The following is a 21,407-nucleotide window of genomic DNA, read 5'->3' on the forward strand; positions in this document are numbered from 1 at the left end:
TTCGAACGCCTGTATTGATGCACGCGTCGCGCATCATGCGTCGCGTTGCGCGACGCCCGCCGATTCGAAGCTCGCCATCTCGTTGACGAATGCAACGGCTGCGCGCAGCAAAGGCATAGCAAGCGCCGCGCCCGTTCCTTCGCCAAGACGTAGATCGAGCGCGAGCAGCGGCACCGCGCCGAAGTGATCGAGCATGCGCCGGTGCCCTGCTTCGTTCGACGCGTGCGCGAACACGCAGTAGTCGCGCACGGCGGGCGCGAATGCATCGGCCACCAGCAGCGCGGACGTCGCGATGAAACCATCGACGACGATCGTCATGCGTGCCGCCGCCGCTGCCAGGTACGCACCCGCCATCATTGCAATCTCGAAGCCGCCGAAGGTTGCGAGCACATCGAGCGGATCATTCAATGCCGGGTGATACGCAAGCGCCGCCGCCAGCACGTTGCGCTTCTTCACGAGCCAGGCGTTGTCGAGGCCCGTGCCGCGCCCGACGCAATCGTCGACGGGCACGCCGCACAGGCGGCTCATCAGGCACGCAGCCGACGACGTGTTCGCAATGCCCATTTCGCCGAAGCCGATCACGTTGGTGCCGAGCGACGCATGATGACGAACACGGTCCGCGCCCGCGCGCATCGCGGCGAGTGCTTCGTCGCGCGTCATGGCCGGCTCTTGCGCGAAGTTGCGCGTGCCACGGGCGATGGGGATATCGACGAGCCTTTCGTGCGGCGCGAACTCATGCGCGACACCTGCATTCACCACTTCGAGTTCGAGGCCCGCCACGCGGCTGAACGCATTGATCGCCGCCCCGCCCGCGAGAAAATTGAGCACCATCTGCGCCGTCACCGCTTGCGGATACGGACTCACGCCCGCGTTCGCAATACCGTGGTCGCCGGCGAAGACGATCATCGCGGGACGTGTGACGGTGGGCTGCGTGCTGCGCTGGATCATGCCCATCTGACGCGCGAGCGTCTCGAGCTGGCCGAGACTGCCGGGCGGCTTGGTCTTCAGGTCGATAATGCGTTGCATCTCGGCGCGCAATGACTGTTCGAGCGGCTCGACGATAGGCAGGGAATGCAAAGTGGTCATGTTCGTGTTTGCGTGAAGAGTTCGGTTCATGCGTGTTCAGTTGCGAGACGCTGCGCGCAGCGCCGGAATCAGCGCTTCATCGTCGCCGTCACGGATCAGCACGAGCGGATAGCCGAAGGCGCGGCTGGCGAGTTCGGGCGTCAGCACGTCGCGTGCGCGTCCCGCATGCGCGACGCCGTTGCCTTCGAGCAGCAGCGCGTGCGTCGCGAACCGCCGCGCGAGATTCAGATCGTGGCACGAGAACATCACTGTACGCCCGCCGCCGCGCGCCCATCCGCTCAATGCTTCGAGACAGTCGATCTGATGATGCAGATCCAGATGCGCGAGCGGCTCGTCGAGCAGCAGCAGCGGCGCGTCCTGGCACAGCACGGCCGCGAGCGCGACGCGCTGCCGCTCGCCGCCCGACAGTGACAGCACGTCGCGCGCAGCGAAGTCCGCGAGACCGAGCGCATCGAGCGCCGCATGCGCGGCGGCGCGATCCTCGTCGCGCTCCCAGCCCCATCCCGCGAGGTGCGGAAAACGGTTCAGCAGCACGATATCGAGCACGCTCGCGCTGAACGCATCGTGCGATGTTTGCGGCATCAACGCACGGCGCTGCGCGAGGCGCGCGAGCGGCCATGCGTTCACCTGCATTCCGTCCAGTTCGATGTGTCCTTTCGCTGGACGCACAAGACCCGCGAGCGTCGAGATGAGCGTCGTCTTGCCCGCGCCGTTCGGACCGGCGATGCACCAGACTTCACCTTGATAGAACGTGTGCGTGAAGTCATCGAGCAAGGTGCGCGAGCCGGCCCGCAAGGTCAATTGGTCGGCATGCAGGGTGGCATCGGCGCTTGTGTCTGCGATCATGCGTGCGTTCATGCGCGCCTCCGTCGAAGCAGCATCCACAGGAACACGGGCACGCCGATCAACGCGGTGATGACGCCGACGGGCAACTGCGCGGGCGCGATCACCGTGCGCGCGACCAGATCGGCGCCCATCACGGCAACGCCGCCGCCAAGCGCGGCTGCGGGCAGGAGCATCCGTTGATCGTTGCCGAACGCGAGCCGCAGCATGTGCGGCACGACGAGCCCGACGAAGCCGATCGTGCCGCCCGTCGTCACGGCAGCGGCGGCGGCGAGCGACGCGACCAGATAGACGCGCAGCCGCGCGCGCATCACGGGCACGCCGAGCGCTTGCGCCGCGGCGTCACCACGCAGCAGGACATTGAGTTGCGGCGCGATGGGCACGATCGCGAGCAACGCGATGCACAACGCAGCGAGTGCGAGCCACGGCGCGCCGCCGCCGTTCAGATCGCCCGTCAGCCAGAACAGCATGCCGCGCAGGCGGCTGTCGGGCGCGACCGTCAACAGCAGCGTGATCACGGCGCCCCACCCGGCCGCGATCACCGCGCCCGTCAGCAGCAGACGCGGCGATGCGTCCTGCGGCTCGCCGCGCCACAGCGCGCCGCGTGCAAGACCGAGCACCAGCAGGATCGAGACGAACGCTCCGGCGAACGCCGATGCATCGACGATCCACCACGCGCAGCCCGCCATCATCGCGACCAGCGCGAAGCTCGCCGCGCCGCCCGACACGCCGAGCACATACGGCTCGGCCAGCGGATTGCGCAGCAGCACCTGAAGCAATGCGCCCGCGAGCGCAAGCAACGCGCCGCAACCGAAGCCGGCGAGCGCACGCGGCAGGCGCAGCGTGCGAACGATCTGCGTGGCGAGATCGGACGATGCATCAGCCGACGGCAGCAACGCATCGAGCACGCGCGACGGCGCGACGCTCACGCTGCCGAGTGCGAGCGACGCCACGAAGACCACGAGCGCCGCGATGCCGAGCGCCGTCCAGATGGCGAGCGCGCGCTTCGCACTCATGCCGCGCGCGAGCTGGACCGGTCGGGGTTGCCGCTGACGTTGCACGAGTCCGCTCATCGCGCGTTATTGCTGCTGCCAGCCGAGCGTGAGGGAGGCGCCGCGCCTTGGCGTGTTGTACGTGTAGGCGAGTTCATAGTCCTTGTCGAAGAGATTCTGGATTTGCGCGGCCACGTACCATGACTTCGTGATGTTATAGCGCGCGGACAGGTTCACGATGCCATACCCGCCGAGCACCGTGCCGCCGTCGTCGCGCTCGCCGCTCACGAGCCATTCGCCGCCCACCCGCCAACTGCCGAGATTGCGGTTCGCGGCGAACGACGCGAAATGACGCGCGCGACGGTTCAGGTCGGTATGCGTGTCTTCATCGACGGGATTCTGGAACGTCACGGCCGCGCGCACGTCGGTTTTGCCCACATGGCCCTGCCACGATCCTTCGATACCCTGCACTTTCGCATGTCCCACGTTCTCCGCGACGTAGATGCCCGGCGTGGTCTGCACATAGTCGATGAGGTTCGTATAGCGCGTCTGGAATGCCGTGAGCTTCAGCAGGCCGAGCGCGTCGGATGCGTACTGTAGTGCAGCTTCGACGGAATGGCTGTGCTCCGGTTGAATGAGCGGATTGCCGCTGTACGGGTAGTACAGATCGTTGAAGCTCGGCGCGCGAAACGCATCGGACCAGCTTGCAGTCACCTTCCAGTGCTCGTTGAAGTCGTAGCCATAGCCCAGATAGTAACTGTTGGCTCCGCCGAAATCCGAGTACTGGTCGCGCCGCAGGTTCGCCTGGACCTGGCTGTTGCCGAAGCGCCCCGTGTAGCCCGCGAATACCGAGTTCACGTGACGCGCGGGCGCGCTGTACTGATTCGAGTCGAGCGTCTGGTCGAGATGCTCGTAGCCCAGTTGAAGCTTTTGATCGCGCCCAAGCGTGAAATCGTTTTGCCACGTGTACTGCCGGTTGTCCGAATCGTAGCGGTATAGGTAGTCGCCGTTGAGCGACGTGTTGCTGCGATCGTTGCCTGTCGCGACGACGAAGCGCGTGGTCCACCAGTCGGTGAGCTTGCCGTTCGCGAAGGTTGACGCCGTCTGCACCTTGCTGTGCAGATTGTTGAGATCGGTGGGCAGACCGAAGGGATTGTCGAAGCTGTCGTTGCCGTTCGACTGAAAATAGCGCAGGCCGATGTCCCACTGGTCGTCGAGCTTGTGGCGCAGCGACGCGCTCACGCTCTCGTTGAAGTAACCGTTTGCGTTCGGATTGACGGGCGCGAGCGCCGGGTCGATCGACGAAAAACCGTCCGTCTTCGCGCGCGCGAGCGTGACGCTGAAGGTCGTGCGGCCGTCCTTGTCGAGTGCACCGTCGACGCCCGCCGCCTGGCGTTGCGTGTGATAGCTGCCGTACTCGACGTCGAAGTGAAAACGCGGCGGATGATTGCCGCCGTCCTTCGTGAACACCTGTACTACGCCGCCGATCGCACCCGACCCGTACAGCGCCGACACGTTGCCGTTGACCACTTCGACGTGATCGATCTGGTCGAGCGGAATCTGTTCGAGCTGCGCGTTGCCCTGGCTCACCGAATCGACGCGCACGCCGTCGATCAGCACGAGCGATTGCGTCGCCGACGCGCCGCGCAGAAAGAGACTCGACGTCGCGCCTGGTCCGCCGTTTCGCACGATCTGCGCGCCGGGCGCGAACTGCAGCAGTCCCGGCAAATCGCGCGCGCTGCTGTCCGCGATGTCCTGCGCGTCGAACAGCGTGGTCTGCGGAATCGCGTCGGCGAGGCGCTGCGCGCGACGGTCGGCTGTCACCACGATGGGCGACAACGTCGCCGGGTTAGTGGATGACGACGCGGCCACCGCAGAACCCGTCGAGCCATTGTCCGATCGATCCGTGGATGTGGCGGATGGGTTCGCCTCGTCGACCGTCTGCGCGCCTGCGGCGAGCGGGACTGAAGCGAAGGCGATCACGGCGAGCGCAGCAAGCGGCGCGCGTGTGAAGTGTGGGCACAGCGGGCGCGGAAACACCTGGCGCAGATACGCCGGGTGGACAAACACGGAGGTGAGCATCGAAAGAGTCCTGTGGGCCTGTGCGCGGCCCGCTCCTCGTGGGCCGATGCCTGTACAAGGAGCAACACGCTCCTTGCCTCCGGCCGGTATCCGGGCTGACGACTGGCCGACCCGCCTTCCCACGCAGCATGCGCAGTGGCGCTTCGCACGGCATCGGCTCTCATGGATGGCTCGACGCGTGCATGGGTCGACCTGCAGGAACTGCGGTCGTTGTACCGTTGCGAGGACAGCGCAGGTTGGCTCGTCCGGGCGGACTTCGCTCCCTGCTTCCCGTTTAACTGCGCGCGGCGCGATACCGCGCGCGGGCACCAGAGTGCCGCAAGTTTAGAAGTGGCGCACACACGCGTCAAGAAACGCGGGGACGGCGCAGGGACGACGAGGGTGGACTGTTAGAAAGAGTCCTTTTTTAAGGGTAAAAATGCGTGAATCGCGACGACACACCTGGATAATGCGGCATTAAAGCGCTACTGTTACGTCTCGAAACGAGACAAATGCCCGAGCGTGCGACATTCCGCGCTAGAATGCCATGTCTTTAGAGGACGCAGCACATGCTCACCGAACTCGAAACACTGTCACAGAACATCGGCCGGCTGATCGAGATCAGCCAACGCTACAACGAAGCGCGCCTCGCACTCGAAGAACAGCTCGCACAAGCGCGCGCCGAATGCGAAGCGACCCGCGTAGAACTCGAACAGACCCGCGAAGAACGCGCCGCATTGCAAGCGGAGCGCGATGCGCTGTCCGCGAAGATCGACGACGCCCAGGTGCGTCTGAACGCCATCCTCGAGAAGCTGCCGCGCGCTCGCGGTCATGAGCCCGACAATCAACTCGATCTCCTCGCGCCCGAGCAGCAGGTGCAGGCCAATCACGACGCGAACAACGACGCGACCCGCCACGGAGAAAACGCATGACCACGAAGCAGATCGAAGTGTCGATCCTCGGCCAGCCCTATCGTCTCGCCTGCTCGCCTGAAACGGAAGCGGCGCTGCTCGAAGCGGTGGCGCGCGTCGACGCCGAGATGTCGAAGATCCGCTCCAACAGCAACGTACGCGGCCAGGACCGTATCGCGGTGATGGCGGCATTGTCGCTGGCATCGGAACTGCTTAGGTTGCAAGCCAGCGTGCGACACGGAGAATCATTTCCCGCCGAAGAAATCCGGCGTACAATGCACCAGATGAATGAGCAGCTGGGCACTGTGATTCAACAGTACAGCAGCGTGCAGTAAAGAAAATTCTGGTGGGCTTGATTGTTTCGCGGTCGGGCTCATGTTGTAGAGCAAACGTTTTAAAGCTTCCCTGCCTGGTTCGCCAAGGTCATATATTCCTTGAACCAATGCTATGTGCACGGTTGCGGAAATTTGTAGCACGGGTGTGCGCGTCACTCTGTCTGATGTACCCGAAGTGCTGCTAACTGCGACCAATTCTGAACCTCAGGTTCAGGATGCCGGCCTAGCGGCTAAGGCGGGGACCCATACGAACGGCATCGGACTTTGTCCGGTGCCGTTTTTCTTTGGGCGCGCGCTTTGTGCAGATTGGCGCGCTCCGCGTTGCAAGCCGTTTGAAGCAGTTCGACGAAGACCTTCCTTTTATCTCACGTTCAATCCGACTCATGCGCTACTGGCTGATGAAGTCCGAACCGGACGAAGCGAGCATCGACGATCTCGCGAATGCCCCGCAACGCACGCTGCCCTGGACGGGCGTGCGCAATTATCAGGCGCGCAACTTCATGCGCAACGTCATGAAGATTGGCGACGGCGTGCTGTTCTACCACTCCAGTTGCCCTGAGCCGGGCATTGCGGGCATCGCGGAAGTATCGTCGACGCCCTATCCCGACCCGACCCAGTTCGATCCGAAGAGTCCCTATTACGACGAGAAATCGACGCAGGAAACGCCGCGCTGGACGCTCGTCGACGTCGTATTCAAGAAGAAGATCAAGCTGATTGCGCTGGCGGCGTTGCGCGAGCATCCCGAGCTTGCCGACATGCGCGTGCTCGCGAAGGGCAACCGTCTGTCGATCACGCCCGTCACGGAGGCGGAATGGGCGTTCATCACGAAGCAGCTTGCAAAGCGCGCTGCATGAATGCGTGGTGAACAGGCGTTCGCGTGAGATTCGAGCATTCACTCGGGAACCAGACGCCCCTTTCAGACGCCTAACCGCCTCGCAAGCGTCATGCCACGCGCGCCGCGCCACTGCGTCCGGCGACGCGGACCTCGACGCATGCATGCACAACCTGCTCAACAAAGGAGTCGAAGAATGACCAGAAAATCTGCGCTCGTGTGGGCGCTCGCGGCCGGCGCGTGCGCGGCGCCTGTTGCACTTGCGCTCACGTCCGTCGCGGCCAATGCGCAAACCGTTGTGCAGCAGTACCAGCCGGCCGGCGTGCTGTCGCTGAACGCGCAGGCGAGCGCCGATATACCGCAGGACGTTGTCGATATCACGCTGTTTTACGAACAGGAGGCCAGCGATCCGTCGTCGCTGACGGGCACGTTGAACCAGCATGCTGACCAGGCGTTGCAGAAGGCCAAGGGCGTGAGCGGCGTGACGGCGCGCACCGGGTCGTTCTCGATCTATCCGTCGACCGATCGCGACGGGCGCATTTCGGCGTGGCGGGGCCGCACGGAGATCGTGCTGGAGTCGCACGACTTCGCGGCGGCGTCGAAGCTTGCGGGGCAATTGTCTTCGATCATGCAGGTTGGGAATGTGCAGTTTTCACTGTCGCCGGAGGCTGAGCGCGCTGCCGGGCAGAAGTTGACGGGACAGGCGATTGCATCGTTCAAGCAGCAGGCTGGTGCGGCTGCGCAGGCATTCGGGTATAGCGGTTATACGATTCGTGAAGTGAATGTCGGGCATAGTGGCGGCGTGCCGCCGCGGCCTGTCATGATGATGAGCATGCGGTCGGATGTTAGTGCTAAGGCGGCGGCGCCTGTGCCGGTTGAAGGTGGGACGTCCACCGTGACTGTTAATGTTTCAGGGTCTGTGCAGATGAAGTGATTTTTTGTGTCTGCGACGCTGGTGGGGTGGTTCTGATTTTGCTGGCATTCGCGAATTGGCTTTTCGCTGGCATCCGCGTTACGTTAGCGTGCTTCACGCGTCGCCCCTGTGCGGGGCGGCACCTACTTTTCTTTGCCGCCGCAAAGAAAAGTAGGCAAAAGAAAGCGGCTCACACCGCCAGCCCATCTTCTTATCCACGGGCCCCCAACGTCCCCACCCTTCACACGGCAGTGCCCCGGGTGATGCTCGTTGCCAACGCTTCGAATCAACGCCTCACCCACTTCAAATACCCCTACCCGGCCAAGCGGCAGCGAATGGTATGCGCCGCCCAGGTGGCAAACTGTGTGTAGGCCGTAGTGCCTCGCACGCTTCACTCCGGACCGATATCGCACGCCTCCCACCCTGTAAGAGCGCTACCCTATGCGACGCGACAACCTACACACAGTTTGCCACCTGGGCGGCCGTGGAATATGTGGCACGGCATGCTGTAACGCGGGGGCGTGAAGCGGGTGATGAGCACCGCAAGTGCGCTGGCAACGAGCATGAGTCATGCGGTTGCCGAGTGAAGCGTGGGGACGTTGGGGGCCCGTGGATAAGAACACGGGCTGGCGGTGTGAGCCGCTTTCTTTTGCCTACTTTTCTTTGCGGCGGCAAAGAAAAGTAGGTGCCGCCCCGCACAGGGGCGACGCCTGAATCACGATAACGTAACGCGGATGCCAGCGAAAGCAAAGGCCAACACCCCGACCAGCGAAGCGCAAAGACCAATCGCGAAAATGCCAGCAAAATCAAAACCACCCCACCAGCGTCGCAGACAAAAACCAACCCTTACCCCGCATTAACAGCCCGCGCCGCCTCACGCGCATTCCGCCGATAAGCCCACACCAGCATCAACACCCCGGCAATAACCATCGGCAGCGACAGCCACTGTCCCATAGACAGCCCCAACGCCAGCAGCCCAAGAAAGTCATCCGGCTCACGCGCAAATTCAACCGTGAAACGTGCAAGCCCATAGCCAATCAAAAACACAGCCGAAGCAGCCCCAACAGGCCGCGGCTTCCGCGTAAAAAACCACAGCACAAGAAACAGCACGACACCCTCAAGCGCGATCTCATACAACTGCGACGGATGCCGCGGCAACATATGATATTGCGCAAACACCTCACCGAGATGCCACTGCGCGGCCTGCACCGGATGCGCCGCCAGCCACCCGGCGTCTTCATTCGCGGCACCGGGAAACAGCATCGCCCAAGGCGCATCGGGCGACGTCACCCGCCCCCACAACTCACCATTGATAAAGTTACCAAGCCGCCCCGCCGCAAGACCAGTCGGCACCATCGGCGCGACGAAATCGGTCACCTGCAGCCACGTACGCTTACGCTGCCACGCAAACAACACCATCGCGAGCGTCACGCCGAGAAATCCGCCATGGAACGACATGCCCCCTTCCCAAACCTTGAAGATGTCGAGAGGATGCGCGAAGTACCAGCTCGCCTTATAGAACAGCACATAACCCAGACGTCCGCCGAGTATCGTGCCGAGCACGCCGTAAAACAGCATGTCGTCGATATCCTTCGGGGTCCAGCCCTGTGCCGCGACATGCGGCAGACGCAGCCGCAACCGGCCCACGACGATCGCCATGACAAAGGCGACCAGGTACATCAGGCCATACCAGCGGACGGCCAGCGGCCCGAGATGAATGGCGATGGGATCGAAATTCGGGTGAATGTGCATCGTATCGTTATAGGGGTTCGGTAATCTGGAAACTCAAGCGCATTGGACGCGCCGCGCCACAAAGGGTTCGCCGCTAGCCGGCAAGCACATCGGCGTGAGCGCGCACGATGTCGATGAAACCGGCGAGCACAGGGCTCACTTCCGCCGTGCGCCACACCAGCCCGGTGACGACGGCGGGCACCGCCTCACGCAACGGACGATACACGACGCCCGTGCGCCGCAGGTTACGCAACGATTGCGGCACCAGCGCGACACCCATGCCCGCAGACACCAGGCTCACGATCGTCTGCATCTGGATCGCCTCCTGGCCGATGTGCGGCGTGAGACCGGCCGCGCCGTAGCAATCCATAATCATGTCATAAAAGCCTGGCGCCAGACGCCTTGGGAAAACGACCAGCGGCGCATCGCCCGCTTGCGCAAGGCTCAACGGCTCGTCGCGCCATTCGGCCGCGCCCGCCCCGCTGGCTCCATCGCCCGCAGCATCGAGCTCTGCATCGAACTCGATACGCGCCGCCATCTCCGTCGACATCGCGATCACCAGCGGCTCGCGCGCCAGCGGCAGCCACGACAGCTGCGACGCGTAGCGCGGCGGCAGCGGCCCGATGACCAGTCCCGCATCGACACGCCCCGCGACCAGCTCGTCGATCTGCACGTCGCTGGTCGCCTCGAGCAGTTCGAGCCGCACGCGCGGATGGCGCGCGCCGAACTCGCGCAACAGCGGCGGCAATAGCCCGTAATCCGCCGTCGACACGAACGCCAGCGACAGCACCCCCGCCTCGCCGCGCGCAAGACTCTGCGCCAATGGCCGCAGCCCCTCCGCACCCGCGAGCAGCCGCCGCACCTCGGGCAGCAGATCCGCGCCGACCGACGTCAGCTCGACCGAGCGTTTGGTGCGCGCAAACAGTTCGACGCCCAGCGTGTCTTCGAGCGCGCGGATTGCCTGCGACAGCGGCGGCTGCGTCATCGACAGCCGCGCCGCCGCGCGGCCGAAGTGCTTCTCTTCGGCGACGGTCACGAAATAGCGCAACTGGCGCAGATCAGGGACGGCAGGCAGGCTCATTGATATATTTTACGACCTAAACGACGCTGAATAATATATTGGACATTCTTTTGCAGAAACTCCATTCTTGCCCAACGCGCCCGAACTAGACTAAAGAACCCGCGCTGGAACCGCCCAGGCCGTTGCGCCGCAAGCGGGAAGCGAGCCGATTGGCGCGCACATCAAAACAACTGGATGGAGCTCCCCATGCCGTACAACCGTCGTTCGAAGAACATCACGCAAGGCGTCGCGCGTTCGCCGAACCGCTCGATGTATTACGCGCTCGGCTACCAGAAGGACGACTTCGACAAGCCGATGATCGGCATCGCCAACGGCCACTCGACCATCACGCCGTGCAACGCCGGCCTGCAACGCCTCACCGACGCCGCCGTCGAAGCCGTCAGGCGCTCCGACGCGAATCCGCAGACCTTCGGCACGCCGACCATCTCGGACGGCATGTCGATGGGCACGGAGGGCATGAAGTACTCGCTGGTGTCGCGCGAAGTGATCGCCGACTGCATCGAGACCTGCGTGCAAGGCCAGTGGATGGACGGCGTCGTCGTGATCGGCGGCTGTGACAAGAACATGCCGGGCGGCATGATCGGCCTCGCGCGGATGAACGTGCCGGGCATTTACGTGTACGGCGGCACCATCAAGCCGGGCAAGTGGAAAGGCGCGGACCTGACCATCGTGTCGTCGTTCGAGGCCGTCGGCGAGTTCACGGCGGGCCGCATGTCGCAGGAAGATTTCGAAGGGGTCGAACAGAATGCCTGCCCGACCACGGGCTCGTGCGGCGGGATGTACACGGCCAACACGATGAGCTCGTCGTTCGAGGCACTCGGCATGTCGCTGATGTATTCGTCGACGATGGCGAACCCCGATCAGGAAAAAGTGGATTCGGCAGCGGAATCGGCGCGCGTGCTGGTCGAGGCCGTGAAGAAGGATCTCAAGCCGCGCGACATCATCACGAAGAAGTCGATCGAAAACGCCGTCGCGCTGATCATGGCGACGGGCGGCTCGACGAATGCCGTGCTGCACTATCTGGCCATCGCGCACGCGGCGGAAGTCGAATGGACGATCGACGACTTCGAGCGGATGCGCAAGAAAGTGCCCGTGATCTGCGACCTTAAGCCGTCGGGCAAGTACGTCGCTACCGATCTGCACCAGGCCGGCGGCATCCCGCAAGTGTTGAAGCTGCTGCTCGATGCAGGCCTGTTGCACGGCGACTGCGTGACCATCACGGGCAAGACCATCGCTGAAGAACTGAAGGACGTGCCCAGCAAGCCGCGCGCGGACCAGAAAGTGATCTATCCGCTCGACAAGGCGCTCTACGACGAAGGCCATCTCGCGATCCTCAAGGGCAACCTCGCCGAAGACGGCGCCGTCGCGAAGATCACAGGCCTGAAGAATCCGGTCATCACGGGCCCGGCGCGCGTGTTCGACGACGAGCAAAGCGCAATGGATGCGATCCTCGCCGACAAGATCAAGGCAGGCGACGTCGTCGTGCTGCGCTATCTCGGCCCGCGAGGCGGTCCGGGCATGCCGGAGATGCTCGCGCCGACGTCTGCGATCATCGGCAAGGGGCTTGGCGAATCGGTCGGTCTCATCACCGACGGCCGCTTCTCGGGCGGCACGTGGGGCATGGTCGTGGGTCACGTCGCGCCGGAAGCGTTCGCCGGCGGCACGATCGCGCTCGTGCAGGAAGGCGACTCGATCACGATCGATGCGCACAAGCTGCTGTTGCAACTGAATGTCGACGACGCCGAACTGCAACGCCGCCGCGGCGCATGGAAGCAGCCCGCGCCGCGTTACACGCGCGGCGTGCTGGCCAAGTTCGCGGCGCTCGTGAAGCCGGCCAACAAGGGCGCTGTCACGGACTGACGCGGCGCGGCATCGCAGGGTGACGCAAACAACGCTTCGACGGGCAAAGGGGCACACGGCTCTCCGTGTGCCCCTTTGCTCTTATAATGCGTCCACCACGAGCCGGGCTGAGTCACCGGCGGAGACCATAATGAAATCGAAGTCGTATGCGGCACTCGTGCTGGCAGGCACTTTGGCATTCACCGGCACGGCGCGCGCGCAAGCTCCGGGCCTCGCACTCGCGCAAAAGCAGAACTGCATGAGCTGCCATTCGGTCACGCGGCAATTCATGGGACCTCCGCTGCACGATGTCGCCGCTAAATACGCGACGCGCAGCGATGCCGTGGTCTACCTCACGCGCAAGATCATGGAAGGCAGCGCAGGCGTGTGGGGACCCGTGCCGATGCCTGCCAACACGCAGGTCACGCAGGACGAAGCCGTGTCGCTGGCAAGCTGGATCCTGACGCTCAAGTAACGCACGCAGCCACTGCTTATTTGCTGGTGGTCGAATTGCCGAGTTCTTCGCGGATCGCCTCGCGCACCCAACTGAGCATTTCCGTTTCCAGCGCGAGCGCAACCTCGCGCGTGATCTGATTGACGAGCCAGGTCGTGTGATCCTGGAATGCATCGCGGCAGCGCGCCTCGATCAGATTGCGGCCATCGCCTTTCAGATAGGTCGCGAAACGGCCGCGCAAACGCTCGGCCAACACGTCGGCATCGTAGTCGGACCTCGCCGCAGGCGTCGGCGCAGGTGCGTGCTCCACGGGCGTCGTCAGCGCATCCGGCACGGACGGCGCGACATAGTGCTCGGCAGCCGAACCCGATGTGAACTCCGCTTCACCCGGCACGAACTGCGCGGGCTCGCGCATCGGCGTACGCGGAGATTCGTAGATGGAATCGAGAACGGGCACGTCGTCGTCAGCATGGACAGACGGCGTTTGCGGCTCCGCGTGCGCGGCTGGCTGTTGCTTCGCCTCGTGAGGCGCATCATGGCTCGCGTCATGCTGCGCGCCGTGCGCCGTTCCATGCCTGCGCGCATGCGCGCCTTCATGGGCGTGCGCGCTGCTGCGCTTCGGCCGCTTCGCCTTCGCATGCGGCTCGTGGCCCGTCTCCATCACATCGGTGAGAGTGGGGATGTCTTGATCGGAAGAGTCGGAAGGGTCGGAAGATTGGGACACGAAAGCACTCCCTTTAAAGATCGGACGAGCCGGTTCTGCGCAAATCGGACAACACCGCGCATCGAGCGGACAGAACCCGTCAGGCGCCCTGCTTGTAGTTATTCAGAGCATAGCCGCGATCGCGGTAGAAGCGATAGCGCTCGCGCCCCGCGGCGAGTTCGTCGGGCGCGTTGCCGACGATTTCCAGCAGGCGCTCGAAGCGCGCGAACTGCGACGGCACCGTCGCGCCCAGATTCAACAGTATCTGATGATGCGGCGCGTCGTCGAGCGACGACGTCAGCACGACGGGCGTTTGCGCCGCAAGCGGGCTCACCGCGAGGCAGTGCGGGATGAAGTCGAGCGGCGAGAAGGTCCACAACTGCTCGTCGAACGCGCGCAGGCGCGGCGGTTCGGCCAGCACGACGAGCGGCTGGCCGGCCTGATACGCCTTGCGCACGAGACGGCAAGCATACTGCAGCGAATCGCCGACGTTCGAATGAAAGTCGATGCGTGTCATCGGCGATCCTGCTTCGCTGCTTGATGCGCGATCGGACTGCTACACGTCATTGTGCAGCGCGGTCGATCAGGAACTGCGACAGCAACGGCACGGGACGGCCCGTCGCGCCCTTTGCTGCACCGCTCTTCCATGCGGTGCCCGCGATGTCGAGGTGAGCCCACGGATACGCTTCCGTGAAGCGCGACAGGAAGCACGCTGCCGTCACGCTGCCCGCCGGACGTCCGCCGATGTTCGCGAGATCGGCGAAGTTCGACTTCAGCTGATCCTGATACTCGTCGTCGAGCGGCAGGCGCCATGCCGGGTCGGAGGCTTCCTTCGATGCGTCGAGCAGTTCGCCCGCAAGCGCGTCGTCTTTCGAGAACAGGCCGCTGTTGTGATGACCGAGCGCAATGATGCAGGCGCCCGTCAGCGTCGCGATGTCGATCACGGCGGCCGGCTTGAAGCGTTCGGCATACGTGAGCGCGTCGCACAGGATCAGGCGGCCTTCCGCGTCCGTGTTCAGCACTTCGATTGTCAGGCCCTTCATGCTGGTGACGATGTCGCCCGGCTTGGTCGCGTTGCCGGCCGGCATGTTTTCGCAGGTCGGAATGATGCCGACCACGTTCAGCTTCAGGCCCATTTCTGCGACGGCGCGCAGCGTGCCGAGCACGGAGCCCGCGCCGCACATGTCGTACTTCATCTCGTCCATGCTGTCGCCGGGCTTGAGCGAAATGCCGCCCGTGTCGAACGTGATGCCCTTGCCGACCAGCACGACGGGCGCGGCCTTCGCGGAGCCGCCCTGATACTGGAGAACGATGAACTGCGGCGGCTCGACGGAGCCTTTGGTGACCGACAGGAACGAACCCATCTTGAGTGCTTCGAGCTGCTTCTGGCCGAGCACTTCGACCTTCAGCTTCCAGTCTTTCGCGAGCTTCTTCGCGGTCGTGGCCAGATAGGTCGGCGTGCAGACGTTGCCCGGCAGGTTGCCGAGGTCCTTCGTCAGATCCATGCCGTTCGACAGCGCGACGCCCTGCTTGAGGGCTACCTTCGCGAGCTTCTCGTCAGCTGCGTCGACGCTGAACACGATACGCTTGAGCGCGCGCGTGCTGTTGTCCGGCTTGCTCTTCATCTGCGTGAACCGGTAAGTCAGTTCGCGCAGTGCCAGAATGGCGGCGCGCACGGCCCAGTCCGACGAGCGTTCCTTGACAGGCGCCTGAGCGAGCGTGAACGTGACCTGGGTGATCTTCGTGCCGAGGATAGCGCGCCACGCGGCGCGCACGGCGTCGCCATAGACCTTCTGGGTGAACGCGTCCTGCTTGCCGAGACCGACCAGCAGCACGCGCGACGCGCCGATGCCCTGCACTTCATGCAGGAACACCGTGCTGCCCGTCTTGCCGTCCATGTCGCCCGCCTTGATGATGCGCGTGAGCAGACCCTTGGTGGCCGCGTCGATTTCCAGCGCCGCGCCCGACAGCGTCTGCGACTCGAACACGCCGATCACGATGCAATCCGATTTTCCGGTAAGGAACCCGTTGGTCGAGCCTTTGCTCCAATCACAGGCTTTTATGCTAAAGTCCATCGCGCTTGTCCTCGGATAAAATCTGGGCTTAGGATGAAAGCCGCAATTATCCGCTATTTTTCCCGCGGCGGCTGCACGAAGGCGTGACGGGGCTCAACCCCACTGCCTGTCGGAGCGCGCCCTCTCCTCATCAACCATGATTTTTGAACGCTCTCTCCAGCGCGAACTGGCGTATACGGCTGGCGCCGTGTTCATGGTTCTGCTCACGCTGGTCCTGACGACGATGATGATCCGCATCGTCGGCTTCGCGGCGTCCGGTGAAATCGACCCGCGCGACGTGCTCGTGCTGATCGGTCTGACGGTCATCGGCTACCTCGCGATCATGCTGGTCGCGACGCTGTTCGTGTCGATCCTGTTCGTGCTCACGCGCTGGTACAAGGATTCCGAAATGGTCGTGTGGCTCGCCTCGGGCGTCAGCCTCACACGCTTCATCAAGCCGATCGGCCTGTTCGCGACGCCCATCATCATTCTGATTGCCTTCTTCGTGTTCGTCGGCTGGCCGTGGTCGAACCAGCAGAGCAAGCTGATCCGCGCGCGCTTCCAGCAGCGCGACGAGGTCTCGCTGCTCGCGCCGGGCCAGTTCCGCGAATCGGCTACGAGCCATCGCGTGTTCTTCATCGAGAAGATGTCGCCCGATCAGGGTCACGTCGAAAACGTATTCGTCACGAGCACCGAGGGCGGCAAGGTGAACGTGGTCGTGTCGAAGAACGGCCACACGGAAACGCATAAGAACGGCGACCGCTTCGTCGTGCTCGAAAACGGCCGCCGCTATGACGGCGAGCCGGGCCATCCCGACTTCCGCATCATGGAGTTCGAGCGCTATGGCGTGAAGATCCAGAGCCAGCCGGTCGTCAATACGCCCACCACGACGGGCACGCCGACGCTCGACCTGTTCCGCGACCCGACCCGCCAGAATCTGGCTGAATTCGCATGGCGCGCGGGCCTGCCCTTGATCGCGATCAACCTGATGCTGCTCGCCATCCCGCTCGCGCACCAGAATCCGCGCCGCAGCCGCACGATTAATCTCGTGATGGCCGTGCTGATCTATCTGACGTACTCGAACCTGCTGAACGTCGTGCAGTCGTGGATCGAGCAAGGCAAGATGTCGTTCGGCGTGGGGCTCGTGGGGTTGCATGTCGTGGTAGCGCTGGTCGTCGCGTTCATTTTCTGGCTGCGGGTGCGCAACCGGCCGCTCTTCACGCGGGCGACGTTCAGCCGGTCGTCGAGCCGTCCGGCGCAGGGAGCGTGACCAATGCGCATCTATGAAAAGTATTTCGCGCGTCAGGTTTACCTCACGTTCATCTTCATTCTGTTCGCGTTCTCGGGTCTGTTCTTCTTCTTCGACCTGATCAACGAACTGAACTCGGTCGGCCACGGCAACTACAAGTTCCAGTACGCGGTGCTGCGCGTCGCGCTGCAAACGCCGTCGCGTTTCTACGAAATCATTCCCGTTGCGGCGTTGATCAGCGCGATCTACGTGTTCGCGCAGATGGCGGCGAATTCCGAGTACACGATTTTCCGCGTGTCCGGTCTCGCCACCAACCAGGCGCTGCGCTCGCTGCTGAAGATCGGTATCCCGCTGGTGTTCCTCACGTACATCATTGGCGAAGTGGTCGGGCCGTACACGGATCAGTTGTCGGAGCGGGTGCGTCTGGAGGCGCTCGGGTCGTCGGTGTCGAGCAATTTCGAGTCGGGCGTCTGGGTGAAGGACACGCTGACGGCGCGTGCCGACGGCGAACAGGTGACGCGCTTCGTGAACGTCGGGCAGTTGCAGCCGGACGCGACTATCTCGAACGTGCGCATCTACGAGTTCGACTCGAAGTTCCGTCTGTCGAACGTGCGCATCGCGAAGTCGGGCAAGTATCAGCCGCCCGGCCACTGGCTGCTGACGGACGTCACGGACACGCAACTGATCGACGTCGCGCAGGACTCCAGCAAGCCCGCCGATGCGTTGAACCCGGTGTATCGCGCGAAGCAGGTGACGTTGCCTGAATACTCGCTGCGCTCGGAATTGACGCCGCAGATTCTGTCGGTGCTGCTGGTTGCGCCGGAGCGGATGTCGATGTTCAATCTGTTCCGTTATATCCAGCACTTGACCGAGAACCATCAGGACACGCAACGGTACGAGATCGCGCTGTGGCGCAAGGTGTTGTATCCGTTCGCGGTGTTCGTGATGCTGGTGCTGTCGCTGCCGTTTGCTTACCTGCACACGCGCGCGGGCGTGGTTGGGGTGAAGGTGTTCGGCGGGATCATGCTGGGGATGAGCTTTCAGCTGTTCAATACGCTGTTCTCGCACATCGGCAATCTGAATACGTGGCCAGCGCCGTTGACGGCGGCGACGCCGGGGTTGATCTATCTCGTGCTTGGGCTCGTCGGGCTCAAGTGGGTCGACAGGCATTAGGCGTTTTTTATTTGTTCTCTACGAGGCGATATGGGATCTCATGGCGTGGTGCTGTTTGCGCATGGCGCGAGAGATCCTCGCTGGGCCGAGCCTTTCGAGCGGCTGCGCGCCCGGTTGCTTGAGTTGCGCGGGGAGGCCGCTGGGCCGGTTTCGTTGGCGTTTCTTGAGCTTATGACGCCTGGTTTGCCTGAGGCTGTGGCTGCTCAGGTCGCAGCAGGTGCTGCCGTTGTCAGCGTTGTGCCGGTTTTTTTTGGGCAAGGTGGGCATGTTCGGCGTGATCTGCCGGTGATTCTTGATCAGTGCCGCAGCGCGAATCCTTCTGTTGAGATTCGTTGTAGTACGGCTGTTGGCGAGGATGCCGAAGTGATTGAGGCGATTGCTATCTATTGCCTGCGGCAGGCTTTGGTTTGAGGTTGGTTTTGGTTTTGGTTTTGGTTTTGCTTTTTGTCTGGCGACGTTGGGTGGGGTCTGTTTCTTCGCTGGCCTCCGCGATTTGTCCTCGGGCTTCATGCGTTCGCGTTTGGGTGTTTGCCTTTGCGCTGGCATCCGCGTTACGTTAGCTCGCTTCACGCGTCGCCCCTGTGCGGGGCGGCACCTACTTTTCTTTGCCGCCGCAAAGAAAAGTAGGCAAAAGAAAGCGGCTCACACCGCCAGCTCTTGTTCTTATCCACGGGCCCCCAACGTCCCCATCCTTCACACGGCAGCGCACCTGTTCACCTGCGTTGCCAACGCCCTCTCCGTACGCCTCACCCGCTTCATATACCCGCGTCACAGCACGCCATGCCAGACAGTCCACTGCCGCCCAGGTGGCAAACTGTGTGTAGGCCATAGTGCTTCGCACGCTTCACTCCGGACCGATATCGCACGCCTCCCACCCTGTAAGAGCGCTACCCTATACGACGCGACAACCTACACACAGTTTGCCACCTAGGCGGCACATACCATTCGCTGACGCCGGCTCATGTACGGGTGTTTGAAGTGGGTGAGGCGCGCATTCAGCGCGCTGGCAACGCGCACGTGCAAGGGCGCTGGCGTGTGAAGGGTGGGGACGTTGGGGGCCCGTGGGAAAACGTCAAGAATTGGCGGTGTGAGCCGCTTTCTTTTGCCTACTTTTCTTTGCGGCGGCAAAGAAAAGTAGGTGCCGCCCCGCACAGGGGCGACGCCTGAAGCACGCTAACGTAACGCGGATGCCAGCGAAAAGCCAATTCGCGGATGCCAGCGAAAAGCCAAACGCACAGAGACAACGCCCGAAGCACGCCACCAAGCCGCGAATCCCAGCGCAAAAAAGCCAACCCACCCAAAGCGTCGCAGACAAAAAAAAATCACTTCATCACATCAAACACGATCCTCGCAGCCTCAACAACAACCTCATCCCGCGGCAGCGTCTCCTTCGGCATCACGCCAGTGAAATAGACAGCGATAACAAAAGGCGCCGCCGAAGGCGGATACACCACAGCCACATCATTAGCCGTGCCGTAATCCCCGCTCCCTGTCTTGTCGGCGACCAGCCAACCAGAACGAGAACCAGAACCGGACACAGCAGCCCGAATCCTGGCCGCGCCAGTAACATTACCCAGCATCCACGCCTTCAACAGCGCCCGCTGCTGCGGCCCCAGCACATCATCCGCGAGCAAAAGCTTCTGCACATCGAGCATCATCGCCCGCGGCGTCGTGGTATCCCGCATGTCGCCGGGCACGGATGCATTAACCTCCGGCTCCCCGCGCAACAAATCAAACCACTCATCCCCAATCGAAAGCGCGAACTGGTTCAACACTTCCGGCCCACCAACAGCCGTCAGCAACAAGTTAGCTGCCGTGTTATCGCTGTGCTGCAGCGCCGCGGCACTCAGTTCGCCGATCGTCATGCCCTCGCCCACGCGCCGCTTCGTAACAGGCGAGTTAGCGACGAGATCCGCGTCACCGTATCGAACACGCTCATCGAGCAAACCACGCTCGGCCATGCTGCGCTTCAAAACCAGCGCAACGACAAGCAGCTTGAACGTGCTGCACATCGGAAAGCGCTCCGACTCGCGATAGCCGACATACGACCCATCCGCCGTATTGAGCGCAGCCACACCAAGGCGGCCACCGCTCGACGCTTCCAGTTTTTCGAACCGCTCGCGCGCAGCGAGATTGATCGACACAGAAGAAGCCGGCTGCGCACGCACGCCGATCACGGGAACGGCCGCAAGCGCAATCAGTAAAGAACGACGCAAAGAAGAAAAAGGCATGAGTCCAGTACGAATGCAAAGCGAAAGGAAATCTTAACGCAACGCACGTGCCTGACTCGATGACGCGCGGAAAAGACAATCGGCCGCATTCACTCACGCGAATGCGGCCGATCAATAGAAAACAGCAGAGATAGAAACTTAAGCGACCCGCAAAACTGGCTGACCTTGCTCCACAGCCGACTCAGGATCGCTGCACGCAACCCGCTCGGCAAACGCGTCGCCAATCATCAGCAGCGAAGGCTGTGACGCGTCGAGCCACAATTGCGCATCGCCAGCCGCAAGTCCATCGAGCGTCAGCGTCAACATGCGCTCGCGCGGCGTCGAGCATGCCTCGACAATCGCCACCGGCGTCGAACCCGGACGGCCCGCGTCGATCAGTTGCTGCGCGATCTCGGGCGCGCTGTCGCGGCCCATGTAAAACACCAGCGAATCCGCGTTCACCTGCTCGCGAATCTCGGCGGAATCCGGTGCGCGGCTGTGCGTCGCGAGCGCCACACTGCGCGACACGCCGCGCAGCGTCAAAGAACGTCGCAGCGACGCCGCACTCGCCAACGCCGCCGTGATGCCCGGCACGACTTCATACTCGATGCCGGCCGCCTCCAGCGCACGCATCTCTTCATCGGCGCGACCAAACAGCATCGGATCGCCACCCTTCAACCGCACGACGACACCATGCTGGCGCGCGGCATCGACGATCTGCTTGTTGATGAAGTGCTGCGCCGTCGAGCGCTGCCCACAACGCTTGCCCACCGCGATCTTGCGCGCCCGCGGTGCGTAATCGAGCATCGCCGGCTCGACGAGCGCATCGTGCAGCACGACATCGGCGAGCCCCAGCAACCGCGCGCCGCGAACCGTGATCAGGTCGGCAGCGCCTGGCCCGGCGCCGATCAGATACACCTTACCCATTTCGCTCACGCTC

General features: G+C 63.1%; 20 protein-coding genes, 1 other RNA gene and 1 riboswitch. Of the genes, 10 read left to right on the plus strand and 11 right to left on the minus strand.

Annotation, left to right across the window (positions count from 1 at the left end; genetic code table 11):
• Positions 1-33: 33 nt before the first annotated feature.
• Genes cobT through C2L66_RS11850 form a run of 4 tightly spaced genes read right to left on the minus strand, consistent with a single transcriptional unit; the run spans position 34 to position 5,003 of the window.
• Positions 34-1,086 (minus strand): nicotinate-nucleotide--dimethylbenzimidazole phosphoribosyltransferase, encoded by a 1,053-nt coding sequence (cobT, locus tag C2L66_RS41600; RefSeq protein ID WP_060599970.1) that lies wholly within the window; start codon positions 1,084-1,086, stop codon positions 34-36.
• Between the two features lie 36 nt (positions 1,087-1,122).
• Positions 1,123-1,944 carry an ABC transporter ATP-binding protein gene (locus C2L66_RS41605; protein ID WP_060599968.1) on the minus strand — a complete coding sequence of 274 codons (822 nt, stop codon included), beginning with the start codon at positions 1,942-1,944 and terminating at the stop codon, positions 1,123-1,125.
• A complete protein-coding gene (locus tag C2L66_RS11845) occupies positions 1,941-3,002 on the minus strand; it encodes a FecCD family ABC transporter permease (RefSeq protein ID WP_060599966.1) in 1,062 nt (353 codons plus the stop codon). The genes C2L66_RS41605 and C2L66_RS11845 overlap by 4 nt, the downstream gene beginning before the upstream one ends.
• A 6-nt stretch (positions 3,003-3,008) precedes the next feature.
• A complete protein-coding gene (locus tag C2L66_RS11850; protein ID WP_060599965.1) occupies positions 3,009-5,003 on the minus strand; it encodes a TonB-dependent receptor domain-containing protein in 1,995 nt (664 codons plus the stop codon).
• A 64-nt stretch (positions 5,004-5,067) separates the two neighbouring features.
• Positions 5,068-5,331, minus strand: a riboswitch (cobalamin riboswitch).
• Between the two features lie 220 nt (positions 5,332-5,551).
• Here C2L66_RS11850 and C2L66_RS11855 point away from each other — a divergent pair.
• The 5 genes from C2L66_RS11855 (at position 5,552) to C2L66_RS11875 (ending at position 7,994) form a co-directional block, all read left to right on the plus strand.
• A complete protein-coding gene (locus C2L66_RS11855) occupies positions 5,552-5,914 on the plus strand; it encodes a hypothetical protein (RefSeq protein WP_054929856.1) in 363 nt (120 codons plus the stop codon).
• A complete protein-coding gene (locus C2L66_RS11860) occupies positions 5,911-6,228 on the plus strand; it encodes a cell division protein ZapA (protein WP_036003393.1) in 318 nt (105 codons plus the stop codon). The genes C2L66_RS11855 and C2L66_RS11860 overlap by 4 nt, the downstream gene beginning before the upstream one ends.
• Positions 6,229-6,292: 64 nt before the next feature.
• Positions 6,293-6,474: non-coding RNA, 6S RNA (gene ssrS / locus C2L66_RS11865), on the plus strand.
• 137 nt (positions 6,475-6,611) lie between these two features.
• Complete coding sequence (locus C2L66_RS11870; RefSeq protein WP_060602523.1) at positions 6,612-7,082, plus strand: EVE domain-containing protein; 471 nt, start codon at positions 6,612-6,614, stop codon at positions 7,080-7,082.
• 174 nt (positions 7,083-7,256) lie between these two features.
• Positions 7,257-7,994, plus strand: coding sequence for an SIMPL domain-containing protein (locus C2L66_RS11875; RefSeq protein ID WP_054929855.1), 738 nt, complete (start codon positions 7,257-7,259; stop codon positions 7,992-7,994).
• Positions 7,995-8,819: 825 nt separating this feature from the next.
• Here the strand turns inward: C2L66_RS11875 and lgt are convergent.
• Complete coding sequence (gene lgt, locus C2L66_RS11880) at positions 8,820-9,725, minus strand: prolipoprotein diacylglyceryl transferase (protein WP_054928697.1); 906 nt, start codon at positions 9,723-9,725, stop codon at positions 8,820-8,822.
• A 73-nt stretch (positions 9,726-9,798) separates the two neighbouring features.
• Positions 9,799-10,785, minus strand: a complete 987-nt coding sequence (locus C2L66_RS11885) for a LysR family transcriptional regulator (protein ID WP_036003380.1) — start codon at positions 10,783-10,785, stop codon at positions 9,799-9,801.
• A gap of 186 nt (positions 10,786-10,971) precedes the next feature.
• Between C2L66_RS11885 and ilvD the strand changes: the two genes are divergently transcribed.
• Both ilvD and C2L66_RS11895 read left to right on the plus strand, forming a co-directional pair.
• Positions 10,972-12,645, plus strand: a complete 1,674-nt coding sequence (ilvD, locus tag C2L66_RS11890; protein ID WP_054928699.1) for a dihydroxy-acid dehydratase — start codon at positions 10,972-10,974, stop codon at positions 12,643-12,645.
• A gap of 130 nt (positions 12,646-12,775) precedes the next feature.
• Positions 12,776-13,099 (plus strand): c-type cytochrome, encoded by a 324-nt coding sequence (locus C2L66_RS11895; RefSeq protein WP_036003374.1) that lies wholly within the window; start codon positions 12,776-12,778, stop codon positions 13,097-13,099.
• 16 nt (positions 13,100-13,115) lie between these two features.
• Here the strand turns inward: C2L66_RS11895 and C2L66_RS11900 are convergent, their stop codons facing one another.
• From C2L66_RS11900 to C2L66_RS11910, 3 genes are all read right to left on the minus strand, one after another.
• Positions 13,116-13,802 carry a DUF2486 family protein gene (locus C2L66_RS11900; protein ID WP_060599964.1) on the minus strand — a complete coding sequence of 229 codons (687 nt, stop codon included), beginning with the start codon at positions 13,800-13,802 and terminating at the stop codon, positions 13,116-13,118.
• A gap of 79 nt (positions 13,803-13,881) precedes the next feature.
• The gene (locus tag C2L66_RS11905; protein WP_060599962.1) at positions 13,882-14,298 is read right to left on the minus strand and encodes a DNA polymerase III subunit chi; all 417 of its coding nucleotides are present in this window, start codon (positions 14,296-14,298) and stop codon (positions 13,882-13,884) included.
• Positions 14,299-14,344: 46 nt separating this feature from the next.
• Entirely contained in the window at positions 14,345-15,856 is a 1,512-nt protein-coding gene (locus C2L66_RS11910) for a leucyl aminopeptidase (protein WP_054928703.1), read from the minus strand.
• Positions 15,857-15,992: 136 nt separating this feature from the next.
• Between C2L66_RS11910 and lptF the strand changes: the two genes are divergently transcribed.
• From lptF to C2L66_RS11925, 3 genes are read left to right on the plus strand one after another with little or no spacing between them, the layout of a single operon-like run.
• Complete coding sequence (gene lptF / locus C2L66_RS11915) at positions 15,993-17,105, plus strand: LPS export ABC transporter permease LptF (RefSeq protein WP_054928704.1); 1,113 nt, start codon at positions 15,993-15,995, stop codon at positions 17,103-17,105.
• A gap of 3 nt (positions 17,106-17,108) precedes the next feature.
• Positions 17,109-18,257 (plus strand): LPS export ABC transporter permease LptG, encoded by a 1,149-nt coding sequence (lptG, locus tag C2L66_RS11920; protein ID WP_060599960.1) that lies wholly within the window; start codon positions 17,109-17,111, stop codon positions 18,255-18,257.
• Positions 18,258-18,287: 30 nt separating this feature from the next.
• A complete protein-coding gene (locus tag C2L66_RS11925; protein ID WP_060599958.1) occupies positions 18,288-18,668 on the plus strand; it encodes a sirohydrochlorin chelatase in 381 nt (126 codons plus the stop codon).
• 911 nt (positions 18,669-19,579) lie between these two features.
• On the opposite strand, the gene bla is transcribed toward C2L66_RS11925, so the two are convergent.
• The gene (bla, locus tag C2L66_RS11930; protein WP_060599955.1) at positions 19,580-20,488 is read right to left on the minus strand and encodes a class A beta-lactamase; all 909 of its coding nucleotides are present in this window, start codon (positions 20,486-20,488) and stop codon (positions 19,580-19,582) included.
• Positions 20,489-20,626: 138 nt separating this feature from the next.
• Positions 20,627-21,394, minus strand: a complete 768-nt coding sequence (gene cobA / locus C2L66_RS11935; protein WP_060602521.1) for a uroporphyrinogen-III C-methyltransferase — start codon at positions 21,392-21,394, stop codon at positions 20,627-20,629.
• Positions 21,395-21,407 lie beyond the last annotated feature (13 nt).

This window comes from Paraburkholderia caribensis (assembly GCF_002902945.1).
GTDB classification, from domain to species: Bacteria; Pseudomonadota; Gammaproteobacteria; order Burkholderiales; family Burkholderiaceae; genus Paraburkholderia; species Paraburkholderia caribensis.

Coding starts and splice junctions, on each gene's coding strand:
- C2L66_RS11850 (WP_060599965.1), bottom strand. CDS start 5,003: ATGCTCACCTCCGTGTTTGTCCACCCGGCGTATCTGCGCCAGGTGTTT.
- ilvD (WP_054928699.1), top strand. CDS start 10,972: ATGCCGTACAACCGTCGTTCGAAGAACATCACGCAAGGCGTCGCGCGT.
- C2L66_RS11925 (WP_060599958.1), top strand. CDS start 18,288: ATGGGATCTCATGGCGTGGTGCTGTTTGCGCATGGCGCGAGAGATCCT.
- C2L66_RS11885 (WP_036003380.1), bottom strand. CDS start 10,785: ATGAGCCTGCCTGCCGTCCCTGATCTGCGCCAGTTGCGCTATTTCGTG.
- cobT (WP_060599970.1), bottom strand. CDS start 1,086: ATGACCACTTTGCATTCCCTGCCTATCGTCGAGCCGCTCGAACAGTCA.
- lptG (WP_060599960.1), top strand. CDS start 17,109: ATGCGCATCTATGAAAAGTATTTCGCGCGTCAGGTTTACCTCACGTTC.
- C2L66_RS41605 (WP_060599968.1), bottom strand. CDS start 1,944: ATGAACGCACGCATGATCGCAGACACAAGCGCCGATGCCACCCTGCAT.
- lgt (WP_054928697.1), bottom strand. CDS start 9,725: ATGCACATTCACCCGAATTTCGATCCCATCGCCATTCATCTCGGGCCG.
- C2L66_RS11855 (WP_054929856.1), top strand. CDS start 5,552: ATGCTCACCGAACTCGAAACACTGTCACAGAACATCGGCCGGCTGATC.
- cobA (WP_060602521.1), bottom strand. CDS start 21,394: ATGGGTAAGGTGTATCTGATCGGCGCCGGGCCAGGCGCTGCCGACCTG.
- C2L66_RS11845 (WP_060599966.1), bottom strand. CDS start 3,002: ATGAGCGGACTCGTGCAACGTCAGCGGCAACCCCGACCGGTCCAGCTC.
- C2L66_RS11895 (WP_036003374.1), top strand. CDS start 12,776: ATGAAATCGAAGTCGTATGCGGCACTCGTGCTGGCAGGCACTTTGGCA.
- C2L66_RS11905 (WP_060599962.1), bottom strand. CDS start 14,298: ATGACACGCATCGACTTTCATTCGAACGTCGGCGATTCGCTGCAGTAT.
- bla (WP_060599955.1), bottom strand. CDS start 20,488: ATGCCTTTTTCTTCTTTGCGTCGTTCTTTACTGATTGCGCTTGCGGCC.
- C2L66_RS11875 (WP_054929855.1), top strand. CDS start 7,257: ATGACCAGAAAATCTGCGCTCGTGTGGGCGCTCGCGGCCGGCGCGTGC.
- C2L66_RS11910 (WP_054928703.1), bottom strand. CDS start 15,856: ATGGACTTTAGCATAAAAGCCTGTGATTGGAGCAAAGGCTCGACCAAC.
- C2L66_RS11870 (WP_060602523.1), top strand. CDS start 6,612: ATGCGCTACTGGCTGATGAAGTCCGAACCGGACGAAGCGAGCATCGAC.
- lptF (WP_054928704.1), top strand. CDS start 15,993: ATGATTTTTGAACGCTCTCTCCAGCGCGAACTGGCGTATACGGCTGGC.
- C2L66_RS11860 (WP_036003393.1), top strand. CDS start 5,911: ATGACCACGAAGCAGATCGAAGTGTCGATCCTCGGCCAGCCCTATCGT.